Consider the following 15,017-nt stretch of genomic DNA (forward strand, 5'->3'; position numbering starts at 1 on the left):
TGCCGCGTAAAGAGCCTGATCCGCACTGGTCAACAAGAGATCCACTACTTCCTCCACCTGTTTTTCTTCCTGGCGCCGGTTTAAATTCCAGAGCGAAGTAACGCCAATGCTGATTGTCAGGTGAAGACCCGGGAGAGATTAAAAAACAACTATTATAGAGAGTTGTTCCTGGCAGCCGAAAAAGCCTTGCGAGCAGCATCTACCGTGCGCTCGATCTGCTCATCTGTATGGGCAAGGCTCATGAAGCCTGCTTCGAACTGGGAGGGGGCAAGGTAAATCCCCTGCTCCAGCATGGAACGGAAGAAGGCAGCATAACGCCGGAGGTCAGAGGTGCAGGCGGTTTGATAGTCCACCACCGGCGCTTCCGCAAAAAAGGTGCAGAACATCGACCCGACCCGGTTGAAGGTCACCGGAAGGCCTGCCTCCTGGGCCGCCTCGCGCAGCCCTGCCTCCAGAAGGGAGGACTTGCGCTCCAGTTCCACATAAGTTCCCGGCCGCCTGAGCACCGCGAGGGTCGCCAGCCCGGCAGTCACCGCAAGGGGGTTGCCTGAGAGAGTGCCGGCCTGGTAAACCGGGCCTGCGGGGGCCACCTGCTCCATAATCTCCCGTTTCCCGCCGTAGGCGCCCACCGGCAGCCCGCCTCCGATCACCTTGCCCAGACAGGTGAGGTCGGGATCGATGTGGTAAAGCTCCTGGGCGCCCCCGTAAGCAACGCGAAAACCCGTGATCACTTCGTCGAAAATCAAGAGGGCCCCGTAGCGCCGGGTGATTTCCCGCAAACCCTCCAGGAAACCCTCCCGCGGGGGCACCACACCCATATTGCCGGCAACCGGCTCCACAATAACTGCTGCAATCTCTTCCCCTTCCCGCGCGAAGATCATCTTGAGAGCCTCCAGGTCGTTGTAGGGGGCGGCAATGGTACTGGCCGCCGTGCCGGCAGGAACGCCCGGGCTGTCGGGTACACCCAGGGTCAGGGCTCCCGATCCCGCCTTAACTAACAAAAAGTCCGCGTGCCCGTGGTAGCAGCCCTCGAACTTGACAATTTTATTCCTTCCTGTGTAGCCCCGCGCCAGGCGCAGGGCGCTCATGGTGGCTTCCGTCCCGGAGTTGACCAGGCGCACCATTTCCACGGAAGGGACCGCCTCCACAATCGCCCGCGCCAGTTCTGTTTCCAGTTCGGTGGGAGCTCCAAAGCTGGTCCCTTTTTTCAGGCAGTCCTGCAGGGCCGCCACCACCTCCGGGTGCAGGTGACCCAGGATCAGCGGCCCCCAGGAACCCACGTAGTCTATATATTCGTTCCCATCCACATCATAGAGCAGCGCCCCCTCCCCGCGGGCGATAAACACCGGGCCGCCTCCCACCGCTTTAAAGGCCCGCACCGGGCTGTTTACGCCACCCGGCAGATACCGGCAGGCCTCCGCAAACATTTCCCGCGACCGCTGAAATCTTTCCCGCTGCATCCGGATCACTCCTCCAGGAAATAATTCATACAGCTTTTTTTTAACTCGGCAGTGCTGAAAAGCAGCAGGTAGTCCTCGATACCGCTCGCCCGGGCGAGCCGGGCGGCAATCTCCCGGCAGTCATCCGGGCTGCGCCCGTGGATCATGGTAAAGAGGTTGTAGGGCCAGTCGGGCAGGCGGGGAGGGCGCTGGTAGCAGTGGCTCACTTCGTCAAAGGCAGCCATCAGCAGCCCCACCTCCTCGATGCGCTCCTCCGGAACCTGCCACACTACAAGAGCGTTGGCGCCATACCCTAAATCCTGGTGGCGGACCAGCGCCCCGAAGCGCCGGATAATCCCCCGCCTGATGAAATCTTTAACAACATCCAGCAGTTCCTCTTCGCTCATCCTGAGCTTTTCCGCCAGTACCCGGTAAGGGCGGTTTACCAGGGGAACTCCCTCCTGCAGCACCCGGATCATTTCCTTTTCCCTTGGTGAGAGCATCTCACTCCTCCCCCAGGTCGAAATTCACCCTGATCTTAAAGACCCTTTTTGAAGGGAGGTTCAGGACCTCCGTGATTCCGGTGCGCTTTTTTATTTCCTCAAGGACTGCTTCGAGCCGGTCAGGATTCTCCTCAAGCAGGGTGAACCACATGTTGTAGTCCCCCTCCCGCAGGTAGTTGTGGGTCACCCCGGGAAAGCTGTTGACAACGGCGGCAACCTCCGGAATCCGCTCCAGGGGCACTTTCAGGGCGGCAAGTGTGCCGCAGTAGCCCAGCATCCGGGAGTCGAAAACGGGGCCGAGCCGCCGGATCACTCCGCAGGCGATCAGGCGTTCCAGACGGGCGAGGACCTCCTCTTCACTGGTGCCCAGGGTTTCCGCCAGCTCGCGGTAGGGCTCCGGCGTGATGGGGAAAGATGACTGGATTAAATTAAGGAGCTGCCTGTCCAGACTGTCCAGCCTCACGGCCGCCCCTCCCCTGTCTTGACTTCCTCTTGCGGTACAGGCACCAGGGCTCCTCCGCCATGTAATCACCGTAATAAAAGTAGGCCCGGGCGCGGCAGCCCCCGCAAATCTTCCTGTAATCACAAACGCCGCACCCACCCCCGTAATCCTCCGTGCGCAGCCGCTTCAAAACCGGGCTTTCCTGCCAGATGCGGCTGAAAGGGATCTCCCGTACGTTCCCCACCGGAATGTTCAAATAGGCACAGGGCTGAACCTCGCCTGCAGGAGTGACAACGCAGTAGCCGGTCCCGGCCAGGCACCCTTTTTGAAAGCGCAGGTTCAGGCCAAGCCGGGCAGCAATCCGCATGAACTGGGGGGCGCAGGTAGGTTTAACCTCAATTGGCACCTCCTTTTGCTTTCTCATCAGGCGGTGCAGCAAACGCTCGTACTGGGCGGCCCTCAGGGACTCTTCTTCGATGTTTACCGCCCGACCGGCAGGAACCAAAAAGAAGACGTGGTGGGCCACGGCCCCCATCCGGACTGCCAGATCGGTCAGCTCCTCCACCTGTTCATAGTTCCACTCAACAACAGTAGTGTGAACCTGAAAGGGCAAACCCTCCCTCCGGCAGGCTGCCATCCCCTCCACCGCCGCCTGCCAGGCTCCGGGAGTGCCCCGAAAGCGGTCGTGCTGCTCCGGACTAGTAGAGTCCAGGCTGATGCCAACGGTGAGGGCGCCGGCCTCCCTCAACCTTCTCGCCGCCTCCCCGGTAATCAAGGTGCCGTTGCTGCCCAGAACCGGCCGCAGGCCCCTTCTGGAGGCGTGCCCCAACAGTTCGTAAAGATCCGGCCTCAACAGAGGCTCTCCCCCGCTGAAGATCATGACCTTGAACCCGGCCTGGACGATTTCGTCGATCAAAGCCATGCCTCCGGCCGTGTCCAGCTCTTCCCGGACGCGGTCGCCGGCATCCCGGTAGCAGTGGACACAGGCAAGGTTGCAGGCGTTGGTAGTGTTCCAGGAGACCAGCATCAGGTTCACTCCTCCCGCGAAATCAGGCAATGCCAATCTCTTCGTCAGTCAAATAGCAGGCCGGATCCGGGGCCCAGAAGTCGTTGTAGACGGCTTCCGCCCGGCTCCGGAAATTGCCGTTGCAGAGCTCCAGCCAGCGGCAGCGGGCGCAGCGCCCCTTTAAGAGGGGATGCCGGTTTTTCAAGCCCGCCAGGATGGGGTGGGAAAGGTCGGTCCAGATTTCGCCGAAGCTCCTCTCCCGCACATTGCCGAAGGTGTGGTGGAAGGTGAACTGGTCCGGGTGGACGCAACCCTCCCAGTCCACGGCGGCGATGGCAACACCTGAGCGGTTGCCGCCGTTTTGCCTGAGCAGCCGGTAGACCCGCTCCGCCCGGGCGGGGTCTCGCTGAAGCAGCTTCAGGTAGACGTAAACCCCGTCGGCGTGGTTGTCCACCGTCAGGACCTCCCGGGGCTTCCCCCGGCGGTGAAAGTCCAGGGTCCGCTCCATAATCAAATCGAGGGCGGCACGGGACTGGGCATGAGAAATGTCGTCCCCGCGCATCCCCTTCCCCCGGCCGCTGTATGCCAGGTGGTAAAAACAGACCCGGGGGATGTCCTCCCTCTCGACCAGTTCGAAAATCGGCTCCAGCTCGTTGTAATTGTGCCGGTTGATGGTGAAACGGAGGCCCACCCGCACTCCTGCCTCCAGGCAGTTACGGATTCCCTGCAGGGCAGCTTCAAAGGCTCCCGCCTTCCCCCGGAAGCGGTCATTGCTCTCTCCGATCCCGTCCAGGCTGATTCCCACATACCCTACACCGATCTCCTTCAGCCTGCGGGCTGCCTTCGGGGTAATCAGGGTGCCGTTGGTGGAAACTGTAGCGCGGATCCCCCGGCCGGCGGCATGGGCGGCCAGCTCGAAAAAATCGGGGCGCATCAGCGGCTCTCCGCCGGAAAAGAGGAGCACCGGCACCTTAAAGGCGGCCAGGTCGTCGATAAACTTTTTCCCCTCCGCGGTGCTCAGTTCCCGGGGGTGTTTTTCGGGATGAGCGCTGGCATAACAGTGCATGCAGCGGAGGTTGCAGGCGCGGGTCATGTTCCACACCACCACCGGGCCCTGCCCTGCCGCCGCCCCATGGCGCTGCTCCCGGGAGGAGGGGCTGTAACGCAGGAAATCGCCGAAATTTTCGCTTTCACAGAGCAGCTTGCTGATGCTGATCATCTCCACCTCTCCCCTGGCTCGCTTCTAAAAGAGCCTCTATCAGGCCTTCAACAGTATACCTGCGGGCCTCAATATGGACGGGGAGGCCCACCTCACGGGCGGTGCGTGCGGTCACGGGGCCGATGCAGGCCACCGTCACCCCCGCCAGCAGCCGGGAGAGGTCGGGCTCCTGAAGGAGCTGCACAAAGTTGCGAACTGTTGAGGAACTGGTGAAGGTGACCACGTGGATCCTCCCTGCTGCAAGCAGCTCCCGGACCAGGCGGCCGTCACCTTCCCCCGGAAGGGTTCGGTAGACCGCCACTTCATCAACTTCCGCCCCCAGGCTGCTCAGGGCATCCCCCAGCACCTTCCGGGCAAGATCGGCCCGGGGCAGGAGCACCCGGTCGCCTGGTTTGACCTTTCCCTGCAAACTGGCAGCAAGCGCTTCTGCCCGGTACTCCCCGGGGATGCAGGCAACCCGAAGGGCGTAATTCTCCAGGGCCTGTCCGGTTTTGGGTCCAATCGCGCAAATCTTTGCTCTGTGAAGAGCCCGGATATCCCTTCCCTTTTGCCGCAGCCGCCGGACAAAAAAGTGCACACCGTTCACGCTGGTGAAAACAACCCAACTGTAGGATTCCAACCGGGCGATGGCGGCATCCAGTGCTTCATAGTTCTCCGGTTCCACCACACGAATGGCGGGGAATTCCACAACTTCCCCTCCCAGGGCCTCGAGCGCCCGGGAAAGGGCGCCGGCCTGCTCCCGCGCCCGGGTGACCAGCACCCGCTTTCCGAAGAGGGGCTTCTTCTCGAACCAGGCCAGCTTTTCCCTGAAAGCCACCACTTCCCCCACCACGATCACCGCCGGGTTTGCCAGGCCCGCTTCCCTGGCCCTTGGGGCGATGTCTGCCAGTGTACCCACCAGGGTCTGCTGCTCTGCGCGCGTCCCCCAGGAAATCACGGCAACCGGCGTCTGGGGGGAGCGTCCGCATGCCACCAGCCGGCTTGCTATTTGCGGGAGGCTGGCCATCCCCATGAGAAAGACCAGCGTCCCGGCACCGGTTGCAATCCGGTCCCAGTCGATCCTGGAGCGTTCTTTTGCGGGGTCCTCGTTTCCTGTAATGATGGCAAGAGTGGAGGTGCAGTCCCGGTGGGTCACAGGTATCCCGGCATAGGCCGGCACCGCAAGGGCCGAAGTAACCCCCGGCACCACCTCAAAGGGGATCCCGGCTTCTGCCAGGGCCCCGGCCTCCTCTCCCCCCCGGCCGAAGACAAAGGGGTCTCCTCCCTTCAGGCGCACCACCACCTTTCCCCGCGCTGCTCTTTCCACCAGAAGAGCATTGATTTCCTGCTGGGTCATGGCATGGCCGGCAGGGCCTTTTCCGGCATAGATCAGTTCGGCCCCGGGAGCAGCCTGGGCCAGCAGGCAGGGGTTGACCAGGCGGTCGTAAACAATCACCTCCGCCTTCCGGATCAACTCCAGACCCTTTACCGTAATCAGTCCCGGGTCCCCGGGGCCTGCTCCCACCAGATAAACCATCCCTTTACGCATCGATACCGAACTCCTGTCTCGCCTTTTTCAGAATCTCTCCCGCACCCCGGGAAACCAGCCTCTCTGCAAGCCCCTCCCCCAGGCTCTCCGCCCGGCCGGCAGGCCCCCGGACGAGGTCCCGCACCAGATGCCTGCCGTCAAGACTAACCACAACTCCCTCCAGCACCAGCTCCCGGCCCCTGACCTCTCCCAGGGCCCCGACCGGAACCTGGCATCCCCCCTCCAGCCTTCTCAGAAAGGCCCGTTCGGCAGTGATGGAGGCGCGGGAGGCGGGATCATCCAGCGGTCTTACCATTTCCTGGATCTCTTCATCGGCCGCCCGGATTTCGATCCCGAGGGCTCCCTGACCTACCGCCGGCAGGCAGACGCTAAAAGGGATGCGTTGGGTAATCAGGTCGTCCAGGCCCAGGCGATGCACCCCGGCGTAGGCCAGCACCAGGGCGTCGAGGTTCATTGCCTCGAGCTTGCGCAAGCGGGTGGTCAGGTTCCCCCGCAGGGGGACGATCTCCAGGTCGGACCGAAAATGGAGCAGCTGGGCGGTCCGGCGCAAACTGCTGGTGCCAACACGGGCCCCGGGTGGAAGGTGCTCGAGGGTTGATCCGGTGCGGGAAATGAGCACATCCCCCGGGTATTCCCGCCTGCAGATGGCACCGAGCGCCAGACCTGGAGGCAGCCTGGTTGGCAAATCCTTCATACTGTGCACCGCCAGATCGATTTCTCCCCGCGCCAGGGCTGCTTCCAGCTCCTTAGTGAACAACCCTTTGTCTCCGATCTTGGCGAGGGAGACATCCTGAATCCGGTCTCCTGTTGTTTTCATTCCGCGCAGGGCAAAGGCCCGGTCAGGGTGCATCTCTTCGAGCTGCCGCAGGACCCAGCGTGCCTGCCAGAGGGCAAGCCGGCTTGTGCGGGTGCCGATGATGATCTCTTTTTTCACCTCCTGGCCCCCTATCCAAAAAAGTTGGCCGGGTGATTCCGAAATTTTGCCCGGAAGCACCGTTCCGGCGCAGGCGCCGCCACTCCTCCGGGCGCCCCGGCAGACCCCTCAAACGGCCAGATAAAAGACTTCGAGGGTCCGGCCCCAAATTCCTTCTAAGCCGCCTGCCGTTGCCGCCTGGCAGCAAAGAAATGTCCTTATTAAGGGGCAAAGGCCAGGATCCGGGCGAGAATCTCCTGGCGGCGCCTTTCCACTCCCTCAAAGTCCATTGCCTCAACGTAAAACTGCTCCATCTCATCGTGCACCTCTTTTGCCTTTTTAATGTAGGCAATCGCCCGTGCCAGGGACCGGGCAAACACCTCCCGGGCCTCTCTCAGCTCCTCCCGGCAGGCATTTATAGAGTCCGGATCCAGACAGAAATCGAAATCGTACTCCCGGTAAAGGTTCAAACCAGGCAGAGACGTCGGGACAAAATCAAGCTCCGGAAAGAGATTCAAAACCGCAGTTCTTTGCTCCGGGAGGAGGAGCAGGTCGATCTGGGCCGGGTCAAAGGCGCAGTGGTAAACCTCAAATCTGAACCCGCAGCGGTAAGCAAACCCGGCCAGTTCCTGAAGAACCCTCTCTTTCCCGGCCCCGGGCTCCCCCTTGAGGACGAAAAGGCGCTCCACCTCCAGAATCGTCGGAAGGTGGTGAACGATCCCTCCAGGCGTGAGGGCCGAGGCAAAAAGGTGCCGATCTTTCGGTGCTCCATTCCCGCAGGGAATCTCTTTCCCGAAGACCTGCCGGATCAGGTCTCCGGCCAGTTGATTCAACCGCTCAATCCTGATCCCCTCGCTCCGGCAGGACTTTTCTTCTTCTCGCGCGATTTTCGCCACCCGGAGGCTGCTGTAGGCAGTTGCAAAATGGCGCGCCACCCGCCTGTTGGCCGCGATGATTTCTTGTTTGCGGCTCCGCAGCTTCGACTCGTCCCAGTAGTCCCCGAGGTGGACGATCTCGTCAACGGCTCCGGGGTTCCTGGGATCGAAGACGTGCGGCGCTGTTCCGGAACGCGAAACACCTGCTGCGGCCTGAACACGGGCCTCCACCAGGACCTCTCCTTCGCGCACAACCACCTGTCGAACAAGAAGATCGAACAGTGCGATGGCGCCCGAAACCCTGATGTATACCACAGCTAGCACAGAGGTTCATTCTTTTCCCGCCGGATTTTCTCGAGGATCCGGGCGAAGGCGTACCTGCGCGCTTCAGCCAGGACCCTCCGGCTCTCTTCCTCGGTGCCGGTGAAAACCACCCGGACGGTGTACTGTACCGGCGCTTTCCGCTCCACCTTTTTCTTCGCCAGCACTCCATCCACCCCCTAAATTCTACGCTGGCGGTGGGTTGTCTTATTAAGACAGGAAAAATTCCCCGAAAAAAAAGAAAAGCCCGGACACCCGACCGGGAAGGAAGGTGTCGCCGCAGCTCCTTCTGGCTGCGGCACAAAGGGGGCACCGTGGTCGGGTCCGCCATGCAGAGGGCCGTAACCGTCCAGATCTCCTGCCCGCATCCTCCCTTTCCGGATCTTCCCTCAGGGCTGCAGACCAAACCTTTGCACCGGTAGTCGCCCGGCAGGGGTCTATTGCTGCAAGCCGGCCAGGCACTCCTCCACCAGATTCTGCACCTCATCCTTTGCAGGGCCGAACACCACGACATTCAGGCTGAGAGAGGGTTTAAAAAAAACGGCGCCGCTCCAGTCTTTCGAGGCCCGGGTGATCACCTTACCGGGCTTTGTGCAGCTGAAAGCGGCGTAAGGCTCCCCTTCTGTAACAAAGGCCTTGATGTGGCCGGGCACCACTCCTTTGATGCTCAGCCTTTCCGCCAAGCGCAACAGCAGCCTGGAAACGATCTTTTCAACCTCCTCGGCGCTCATCGGCCGGGACGGCTTCAACTCCATCGTTCTGGAAACCGCCGCCTCATGCATATGCATATTGCAACAACCTCCTCAGGACCGGTTCCTCAAGGCCTTTAATGAGGGAAGCGGCCAGCACCTCCGCCCGAGGATTGATCTCTTTTGCCTTCGCCATGAGGCTCTGCAGGGCACTTTCACTCGCTTCGTCGATCTTGCTGGCAACGACCAGATCTGCCTCCGAGATCTGGGCAAAGATCAGTTCCGGCATGATCTCCGTAAGCTCTTCCCAGCGGCCGGTATCGGCAATAACCAGGGTGAATATATTGTCAATTCCTTTCCCGTACTTCCCGAGAGTATTCAGTATCGTGCTGGGTCTGGCAATCCCGGTGGCTTCGATGATCAGCCAGTCGGGGTTAAACCGTTCCGCGATCTGGTTCACCGCAAGGGTCAGTTCACCAGTCAGTTGACAACATATACAGCCCCCGTAGATCTCCCGTACCTGGAAGCCCTCCCGGGCAAGAAACCGGTCGTCGATCCCTACTTCTCCGGCCTCATTCTCGATGATGACAACTCTCTGCTCCTTCTGCACGACCAGGTACCCGGCAAGATGCCTGATGAACGTGGTCTTTCCGGAGCCCAGGAAGCCGCCTACCAGAACGACCCTCATGCCTACCCCCTTCCGAAATCAAACTGCGAAAGGTTCAAAATGGAATCCTTTATGTCCATGAAGTAGTCCATGGAAAGCTTTTCCCCGGGCTCCAGAACGATAAATCTTTCATCCCAGGGGCCGGTCAGCAGCTGCTTCAGCATCTGGAGGGATCCCTTCACCACCTGGTGCTTCAGCCCCAGCATTTCGGCGATTTCGTAAGACTTGGCCAGACAGGCATCGTCAAGGGGATAGGCCCCCGTATCGATCAGGACGAGCCGCCTGTAGTGCGCCAGCATCATTTTCAAAACCCGCTCCGCCCGCTCCCTGCCGTAGCGTTCGACGCAGCGCTCAAATTCCTTGATAATGTTGTTTTCGTTAACGATCCACCCTCTGGTCAAAAAGTAACTGACCATTTCCCGTGACAACTCTTCTCTCTTTTCATAGGACCCTAACAGGAGGGAGATGCAGTCGTCAACCCTGGGCACGATCAGCCGGGCGCCGGGAGAGTGCAGGCCCAGCAGCGAGTTGCCGCAGTACCCGTAGCAGAGGATGATGTCCTCCACATTGGTGATTCTGCTCACCGTTTCCTGCAGTTTCATACGCAGGGCCTCCGGGTGGTTGTGGAGCCCCGATTCCACCCAGATTACCGGGTGCCTCACCCCGGTCTCGGCAATTGCCATATTAACCTCATCGCTTATGGTCTGACATGCGATAACGATCGTGCTCATGGCCGCGCAACCTCATCTGGCCGTCCTGTGGCAGGCAGCGTACCTGCCCTTGCCGCGTTCCTTAAGCAGCCTGCTGCAGAGTTCGGCGCCTTCTGTGCAATTCTTCGCCCAGTAGTCTGCGCCGGTGTAGCTGCAGACGACTTCATTCACCAGGCCCCCGATGACGATCACCGGGCGCCGTTTCCCCATCCGCCTCTTTATCAGGCAAACGGTCTTTTTCATGGAATCGTATGCGTCAGAGATCAGGCCGGACAGGCAGAGTATGGGAGCGCCGGTTTGCCGGAGCTTTTCCAGGAATGTCACCGGAGACACGTTGACGCCCACATCAAGCACCTCCAGCCCGTAATGGCGCATCGTCACAATCGTAATGTTTTTGCCTATATCATGGATGTCCTTTTCCACGGTGCCGAACACAACCTGAGGAGGCCGGCCCTGGCCTGCGGCCCCACCGGCGGGTCCCAACACAACCTGCTGGGCGCGCTTGTAGATATCGGCGGCCATCACCACATCGGCCAGGAAGTACTCCCCCCTGTTGTACCTTTCCAGCACAATCTCCACCCCGGTCCTTACCTCCTCCAGGAGCATAAAGGGATCCATCCCCCTTGCCAGGCCGTTGCGGACCAGGGAAATGGCCTTTTCCTCCTGGATCCCTGCAACAGCAGAAACTATGAGCTTGCGCACCGCCTCCATCGCCGATCACTTCCCCTCTCATGGTCGTGAAACAGCCTTCAAAGTAAAACGGTCGCCGCGGCAGATCATCTTCGACCATCCGATGGGCCGGTTCTTTGCGGCATAGATGATCTGTTCTATGCACAGGGCGGGAAGTCCTGCCCTGGCATCCAGCAGCTCTGCCTCCTCCTTTGTCAGGATGCAGGGAGAAACCTCCAGGACATTTTTCACAGATACCAGCTCGGTGTGCCGGGCTACCAGGTCCGGAAAGGCGGCGTAGGCGATTTCCTTTTCCAGCAGAGGAGCTCCTCTGACATAAGGCAGAAAGCGGGAGTCAACGGCAACCGGCCCCCTTTCATCAGAAAGGATGCGCCTGATCTTCAGAACTTTGTTCCCCTTTTTCACACCCAACTTGTGCGAAATCTTTTCATCTGCAGGAATAATTTCCACCTCATGGAGCTGGACGCCGAACCCCCTGTTCTTCTCAAAGATCTTTTCTTCAGAGAAATCCAGCACCAGGGTGTCCATGCGGGGGGATGCAACAAAGCTCCCCTTCCCCTGGACGGACTCGATATAGCCGTCTTTTGCCAGCAGCTCCAGCCCGTGGCGCACGGTCATGTGGCTGACACCGTACTGCCTGGCGAGCTGGGCTGTTGAGGGGATCATGTCTCCGGGCTTCAGTTCGCCCCGGTCGATTTTGGTTTTGAGGTCTTCCGCCACCCGGTAGTAGGCGGGAACAAAAGAGGTGCGGGTCTTCATCAAAATCTTACACACTCCCGTGAACACGGGCACCCGCCGCCCCGGCGGAGAGACAGGTGCCCGGTCTATGTTTTTTTAATACACCCGATAAATCCGGAAACTCTCCCCAAGGCAGGCAGTCTAACCCCTGACTGAATCGATCATCGCCTTGACGTTTTCCGGTTTGGCGTTGGGAGGAATGTCGCAGCCCTGGGCGAGGATGAATCCGGAGGGCCCGATGTTCTCGATCAGACGCCTGCAATAGCCGTAAACCTCATCCGGAGTTCCCAGGGACAGCAGGGCCGCCGGCACATCCCCCATGATGCACATGTGGTCCCCGAGAATCTCCTTGGCCTTGAAGATGTCGGTGGACCCGTCCGGGGAGAAGACGCACTTACCCCTGGGAAGCTCCCGCAGGTATTCCAGGTCCCTGGTCCAGCTGGAATCGAAATGCAGAATGGCAATTACTCCTTCCTCAACCACCGTTTCCACCAGCTGCTTGAAATAGGGAAAAACAAACCTCCTCCACAGCCGCGGAGACAAAAACTCGCTCGCCGAACGCCAGCCCCCTACCCAGACACCGAGGGGTTTGGTGGCGCGCAGCGACTTTCTGGCGTTTTCAACTATGTCCACCATGGCCGCATCCATGGCAGCCTGAACTTTATCGGGAATCCTGTAAAGGTCCTTCAAAAAAGCCTGCAAAGACCGGCCTCCGCAGAAGTTTTCATACGGGATGGTGAGGTTTCCTCCCCTGAAAAGCACAATCCCCCGATTTTTCAAATTTTCTGCAGCCTTAGGTTGATACGCCAAAAACGGCTGCAGTTTTTCCCCTAAATTATCGAGCCTGTCCCTGTAGTACTCCATGAGAAAACGGTTGTAACCCTTTTCAACTATAGCATCGTAATCTTCCACCGTCATCAGTTCCTGCTCGTCGATCTGCCAGAGTTCGTCATCCGGCAGATCCCTGCCCGGTATCTTAATTTTAGAGAGCCAGAGGGTTTGGAGGGTCAGAACATAGAATGAAGCCCCTTGCAAGCCGTCGACCTCACCCAGCCTGGAGAAGGATTCAAGGATGGTCTTATGAGACAATTCGGGGTCCATACAAAAATCCGCCAGCTTGACACCCATATGCCTGGCGCAGAACGAATCTCCCAGGGGCACCACCGGCACCCGGTCGGGCTTGCCCAGGGCCACGGCCGTCTTGATGCGGTTTAAGCGCTCCTCGTACAGCTCCCTGGCAGTTGCCATTTACGCCACCCCCAGCATCTTTTTGGCAATCTCCACACCTGCCGGGGCGTCCACGCAGTAAGCATCCGCCCTCGCGTATCTGCAGGTGGCCTCATCCACGGGTCCTCCGCCCACCAGGACCTTCACTCCCTCCCGGAGCCCGGCCTGCTCCGGAACCTCGACGGCAATCTCCGGTTCGTCAGGGCCTTCCCCCAAGGAATCCCGTCAGGTCGATACAGACCCGGGCGCCCGCTTCCGGGGGGAAGAGATGCGGGCACCCGGACAGGCAAATCCGGAAGGACTCAACCCTTGGCAGACTCGATCATCGCCTTGACGTTTTCCAGCTTCGCAGTTGTGGGTATGTCGCAGCCTGATGACAAAATAAAGCCGGCGGGGCCGATGTTGTCAATCAATTTCCGGCAGTAACTATACACATCATCCGGGGTTCCCAGGGCAAACATAGAGGCAGGCACATCCCCCATGATGCACATGTGATCTCCCAGGATCTCCTTGGCCTTGAAGATGTCGGTGGCTCCGTCCAGCGCCAGCACGCACTTTCCCTTCGGGAAGGCGCGCAGGTATTCAAGATCCCGGGTCCAGTTGGAATCAAAATGCAGAATCGCGATCACGCCTTCGTCCGTGACGGCTTCAACCAGCTGCTTGTAATACGGAAAAACGAACTTCTGCCACAGCCGCGGGGACAGAAACTCGCTGGCAGAGCGCCAGCCCCCGACCCAGACGGCAATCGGCTTCAGGTTCTGGCAAAGAGCCTTTGCGTCGTTGATGATTTCCGCCATGGCTACGTCCATGGCAGCCCTTACCTTGTCCGGCAGCCGGTAAAGATCCCTCAGAAAAACGCTCAAAGAGCGACCGCCGCAAAAGTTTTCGTAAGGTATGGTTAAAACCCCCGGCGACAGGGGAACGAGCCCCTGCTCTTCCGTAGCCCTGATGGTCTGCGGGATGCTCTCTAAAAAGGGTCTGACTTTTTCCTGCACGTTGCCCAGCCTGTTGGTGAAATAATCGTTCAGGAAATAACCATACCCCTTGTTGATGATAACGTCGTAGTCCTCTTCTTTCATCAATTCCTGTTCATTAACCTGCCAGAGGTCGTCATCAGGGAGATCGCGTCCAGGTATTTTCACATCGGAAAGCCACAGGAGGCAGAGGGAGTAAACATTGTACGTGGTTTGCTGGATCCCGTCCACATCCCCCAGCTGCGCAACGGCCCTGAGAATGGTTTCATTGGCAAGCATCGGCTCCGTACAAAACCTCGAGAGCTTAACGTTCATGTACTTTGCAAACACGGCGTTGCCCAGGGGCACCACCGGCACCCGGTCGGGCTTGCCCAGGGCCACGGCCGTCTTGATGCGGTTTAAGCGCTCCTCGTACAGCTCCCTGGCAGTTGCCATTTACGCCACCCCCAGCATCTTTTTGGCAATCTCCACACCTGCCGGGGCGTCCACGCAGTAAGCATCCGCCCTCGCGTATCTGCAGGTGGCCTCATCCACGGGTCCTCCGCCCACCAGGACCTTCACTCCCTCCCGGAGCCCGGCCTGCTCCAGGGCTTCGACGGTGGCCTTCAGGCTTTCAAAGCTGGTGGTCAGCAGGCAGGATAAACCCACAAGCTGCGGTTTGTGCTCCCTTACCGCCTCCACAAACTTCTGGACGGGGACATCCACTCCCAGGTCGATCACGTTGAAGCCGTTGCTGGTGAAGACAAGGGCCACGATGTTCTTGCCGATGTCGTGAATGTCGCCGGCCACCGTTCCCAGCACCATCGTCCCGACGGTCTCCCCCGTCCTTCCCTTGAGTTTTTCCTGCAAGGGCTCTACCGCCTTTTTAAAAATATCTGCTGCCATGATCAGCTCGGAAAGGTAATACTCCTGGGCCTGGTAGCGTTCTCCGATGATCTCCATTCCCTTTTGCAGTGCTCCGAAGATCTGCTCCGGAGGAACTCCCTCCTCCAGCTGCCTCTTCACCTCGGCGTAAACCTCTTCCTCCATCAGGTCGCCCATGAAGGTAGCCAAAGACTCGCCCATTTTTGCTTCCC

At 59.7% G+C, this 15,017-nt stretch carries 17 protein-coding genes and 1 pseudogene; all 18 read right to left on the bottom strand.

The features are described 5' to 3' along the window. Nucleotides 1–152: 152 nt before the first annotated feature. The 18 genes and pseudogenes from hemL to HPY58_12235 all read right to left on the bottom strand — a co-directional run bounded on the left by hemL (nt 153) and on the right by HPY58_12235 (nt 15,006). On the bottom strand, nt 153–1,460 hold the full coding sequence (gene hemL / locus HPY58_12150) for a glutamate-1-semialdehyde 2,1-aminomutase (protein NPV30372.1): 1,308 nt from the start codon (nt 1,458–1,460) through the stop codon (nt 153–155). Nucleotides 1,461–1,465: 5 nt separating this feature from the next. Beyond that, nucleotides 1,466–1,942, bottom strand: coding sequence for an Lrp/AsnC family transcriptional regulator (locus HPY58_12155; GenBank protein ID NPV30373.1), 477 nt, complete (start codon nt 1,940–1,942; stop codon nt 1,466–1,468). 1 nt (nt 1,943) lies between these two features. Next, complete coding sequence (locus tag HPY58_12160; GenBank protein ID NPV30374.1) at nt 1,944–2,405, bottom strand: Lrp/AsnC family transcriptional regulator; 462 nt, start codon at nt 2,403–2,405, stop codon at nt 1,944–1,946. Then, nucleotides 2,371–3,411 (bottom strand): putative heme d1 biosynthesis radical SAM protein NirJ2, encoded by a 1,041-nt coding sequence (gene nirJ2 / locus HPY58_12165; protein NPV30375.1) that lies wholly within the window; start codon nt 3,409–3,411, stop codon nt 2,371–2,373. Before nirJ2 ends, HPY58_12160 begins: the two co-directional genes overlap by 35 nt. Nucleotides 3,412–3,433: 22 nt before the next feature. Continuing rightward, the gene (gene nirJ1 / locus HPY58_12170; GenBank protein ID NPV30376.1) at nt 3,434–4,609 is read right to left on the bottom strand and encodes a putative heme d1 biosynthesis radical SAM protein NirJ1; all 1,176 of its coding nucleotides are present in this window, start codon (nt 4,607–4,609) and stop codon (nt 3,434–3,436) included. After that, nucleotides 4,581–6,137 carry a uroporphyrinogen-III C-methyltransferase gene (cobA, locus tag HPY58_12175; GenBank protein ID NPV30377.1) on the bottom strand — a complete coding sequence of 519 codons (1,557 nt, stop codon included), beginning with the start codon at nt 6,135–6,137 and terminating at the stop codon, nt 4,581–4,583. Before cobA ends, nirJ1 begins: the two co-directional genes overlap by 29 nt. Next, the gene (gene hemC / locus HPY58_12180) at nt 6,130–7,071 is read right to left on the bottom strand and encodes a hydroxymethylbilane synthase (protein ID NPV30378.1); all 942 of its coding nucleotides are present in this window, start codon (nt 7,069–7,071) and stop codon (nt 6,130–6,132) included. The genes cobA and hemC overlap by 8 nt, the downstream gene beginning before the upstream one ends. A 200-nt stretch (nt 7,072–7,271) precedes the next feature. Continuing rightward, nucleotides 7,272–8,249 carry a hypothetical protein gene (locus HPY58_12185; GenBank protein NPV30379.1) on the bottom strand — a complete coding sequence of 326 codons (978 nt, stop codon included), beginning with the start codon at nt 8,247–8,249 and terminating at the stop codon, nt 7,272–7,274. Further along, nucleotides 8,243–8,413 carry a hypothetical protein gene (locus HPY58_12190; GenBank protein ID NPV30380.1) on the bottom strand — a complete coding sequence of 57 codons (171 nt, stop codon included), beginning with the start codon at nt 8,411–8,413 and terminating at the stop codon, nt 8,243–8,245. The genes HPY58_12185 and HPY58_12190 overlap by 7 nt, the downstream gene beginning before the upstream one ends. Before the next feature lie 270 nt (nt 8,414–8,683). Continuing rightward, a complete protein-coding gene (locus HPY58_12195; GenBank protein NPV30381.1) occupies nt 8,684–9,034 on the bottom strand; it encodes a hypothetical protein in 351 nt (116 codons plus the stop codon). Then, nucleotides 9,021–9,611 (bottom strand): cobalamin biosynthesis protein P47K, encoded by a 591-nt coding sequence (locus HPY58_12200; GenBank protein NPV30382.1) that lies wholly within the window; start codon nt 9,609–9,611, stop codon nt 9,021–9,023. The genes HPY58_12195 and HPY58_12200 overlap by 14 nt, the downstream gene beginning before the upstream one ends. A gap of 14 nt (nt 9,612–9,625) precedes the next feature. Continuing rightward, complete coding sequence (locus HPY58_12205) at nt 9,626–10,333, bottom strand: DUF1638 domain-containing protein (protein NPV30383.1); 708 nt, start codon at nt 10,331–10,333, stop codon at nt 9,626–9,628. Nucleotides 10,334–10,345: 12 nt separating this feature from the next. Beyond that, nucleotides 10,346–11,023 (bottom strand): cobalamin-binding protein, encoded by a 678-nt coding sequence (locus tag HPY58_12210; GenBank protein NPV30384.1) that lies wholly within the window; start codon nt 11,021–11,023, stop codon nt 10,346–10,348. Nucleotides 11,024–11,041: 18 nt separating this feature from the next. Then, entirely contained in the window at nt 11,042–11,764 is a 723-nt protein-coding gene (locus tag HPY58_12215) for a GntR family transcriptional regulator (protein ID NPV30385.1), read from the bottom strand. A gap of 117 nt (nt 11,765–11,881) precedes the next feature. Further along, a complete protein-coding gene (locus HPY58_12220) occupies nt 11,882–12,988 on the bottom strand; it encodes a uroporphyrinogen-III decarboxylase (GenBank protein ID NPV30386.1) in 1,107 nt (368 codons plus the stop codon). Further along, nucleotides 12,989–13,150, bottom strand: a pseudogene (locus tag HPY58_12225) (cobalamin-binding protein). It abuts the gene before it with no gap. A gap of 119 nt (nt 13,151–13,269) precedes the next feature. Next, complete coding sequence (locus tag HPY58_12230) at nt 13,270–14,376, bottom strand: uroporphyrinogen-III decarboxylase (protein ID NPV30387.1); 1,107 nt, start codon at nt 14,374–14,376, stop codon at nt 13,270–13,272. Continuing rightward, nucleotides 14,377–15,006 (bottom strand): cobalamin-binding protein, encoded by a 630-nt coding sequence (locus HPY58_12235; protein NPV30388.1) that lies wholly within the window; start codon nt 15,004–15,006, stop codon nt 14,377–14,379. Nucleotides 15,007–15,017 lie beyond the last annotated feature (11 nt).

The sequence above is a fragment of the Bacillota bacterium genome (assembly GCA_013177945.1).
GTDB lineage: Bacteria > Bacillota > DSM-12270 > Thermacetogeniales > Thermacetogeniaceae > Ch130.

Bases quoted from the DNA above. Each gene is read 5' to 3' on its own strand.
- hemL (NPV30372.1), bottom strand. From the start codon at position 1,460: ATGCAGCGGGAAAGATTTCAGCGGTCGCGGGAAATGTTTGCGGAGGCC.
- HPY58_12155 (NPV30373.1), bottom strand. From the start codon at position 1,942: ATGCTCTCACCAAGGGAAAAGGAAATGATCCGGGTGCTGCAGGAGGGA.
- HPY58_12195 (NPV30381.1), bottom strand. From the start codon at position 9,034: ATGCATATGCATGAGGCGGCGGTTTCCAGAACGATGGAGTTGAAGCCG.
- cobA (NPV30377.1), bottom strand. From the start codon at position 6,137: ATGCGTAAAGGGATGGTTTATCTGGTGGGAGCAGGCCCCGGGGACCCG.
- HPY58_12220 (NPV30386.1), bottom strand. From the start codon at position 12,988: ATGGCAACTGCCAGGGAGCTGTACGAGGAGCGCTTAAACCGCATCAAG.
- HPY58_12205 (NPV30383.1), bottom strand. From the start codon at position 10,333: ATGAGCACGATCGTTATCGCATGTCAGACCATAAGCGATGAGGTTAAT.
- HPY58_12210 (NPV30384.1), bottom strand. From the start codon at position 11,023: ATGGAGGCGGTGCGCAAGCTCATAGTTTCTGCTGTTGCAGGGATCCAG.
- nirJ1 (NPV30376.1), bottom strand. From the start codon at position 4,609: ATGATCAGCATCAGCAAGCTGCTCTGTGAAAGCGAAAATTTCGGCGAT.
- HPY58_12235 (NPV30388.1), bottom strand. From the start codon at position 15,006: ATGGGCGAGTCTTTGGCTACCTTCATGGGCGACCTGATGGAGGAAGAG.
- HPY58_12230 (NPV30387.1), bottom strand. From the start codon at position 14,376: ATGGCAACTGCCAGGGAGCTGTACGAGGAGCGCTTAAACCGCATCAAG.
- nirJ2 (NPV30375.1), bottom strand. From the start codon at position 3,411: ATGCTGGTCTCCTGGAACACTACCAACGCCTGCAACCTTGCCTGTGTC.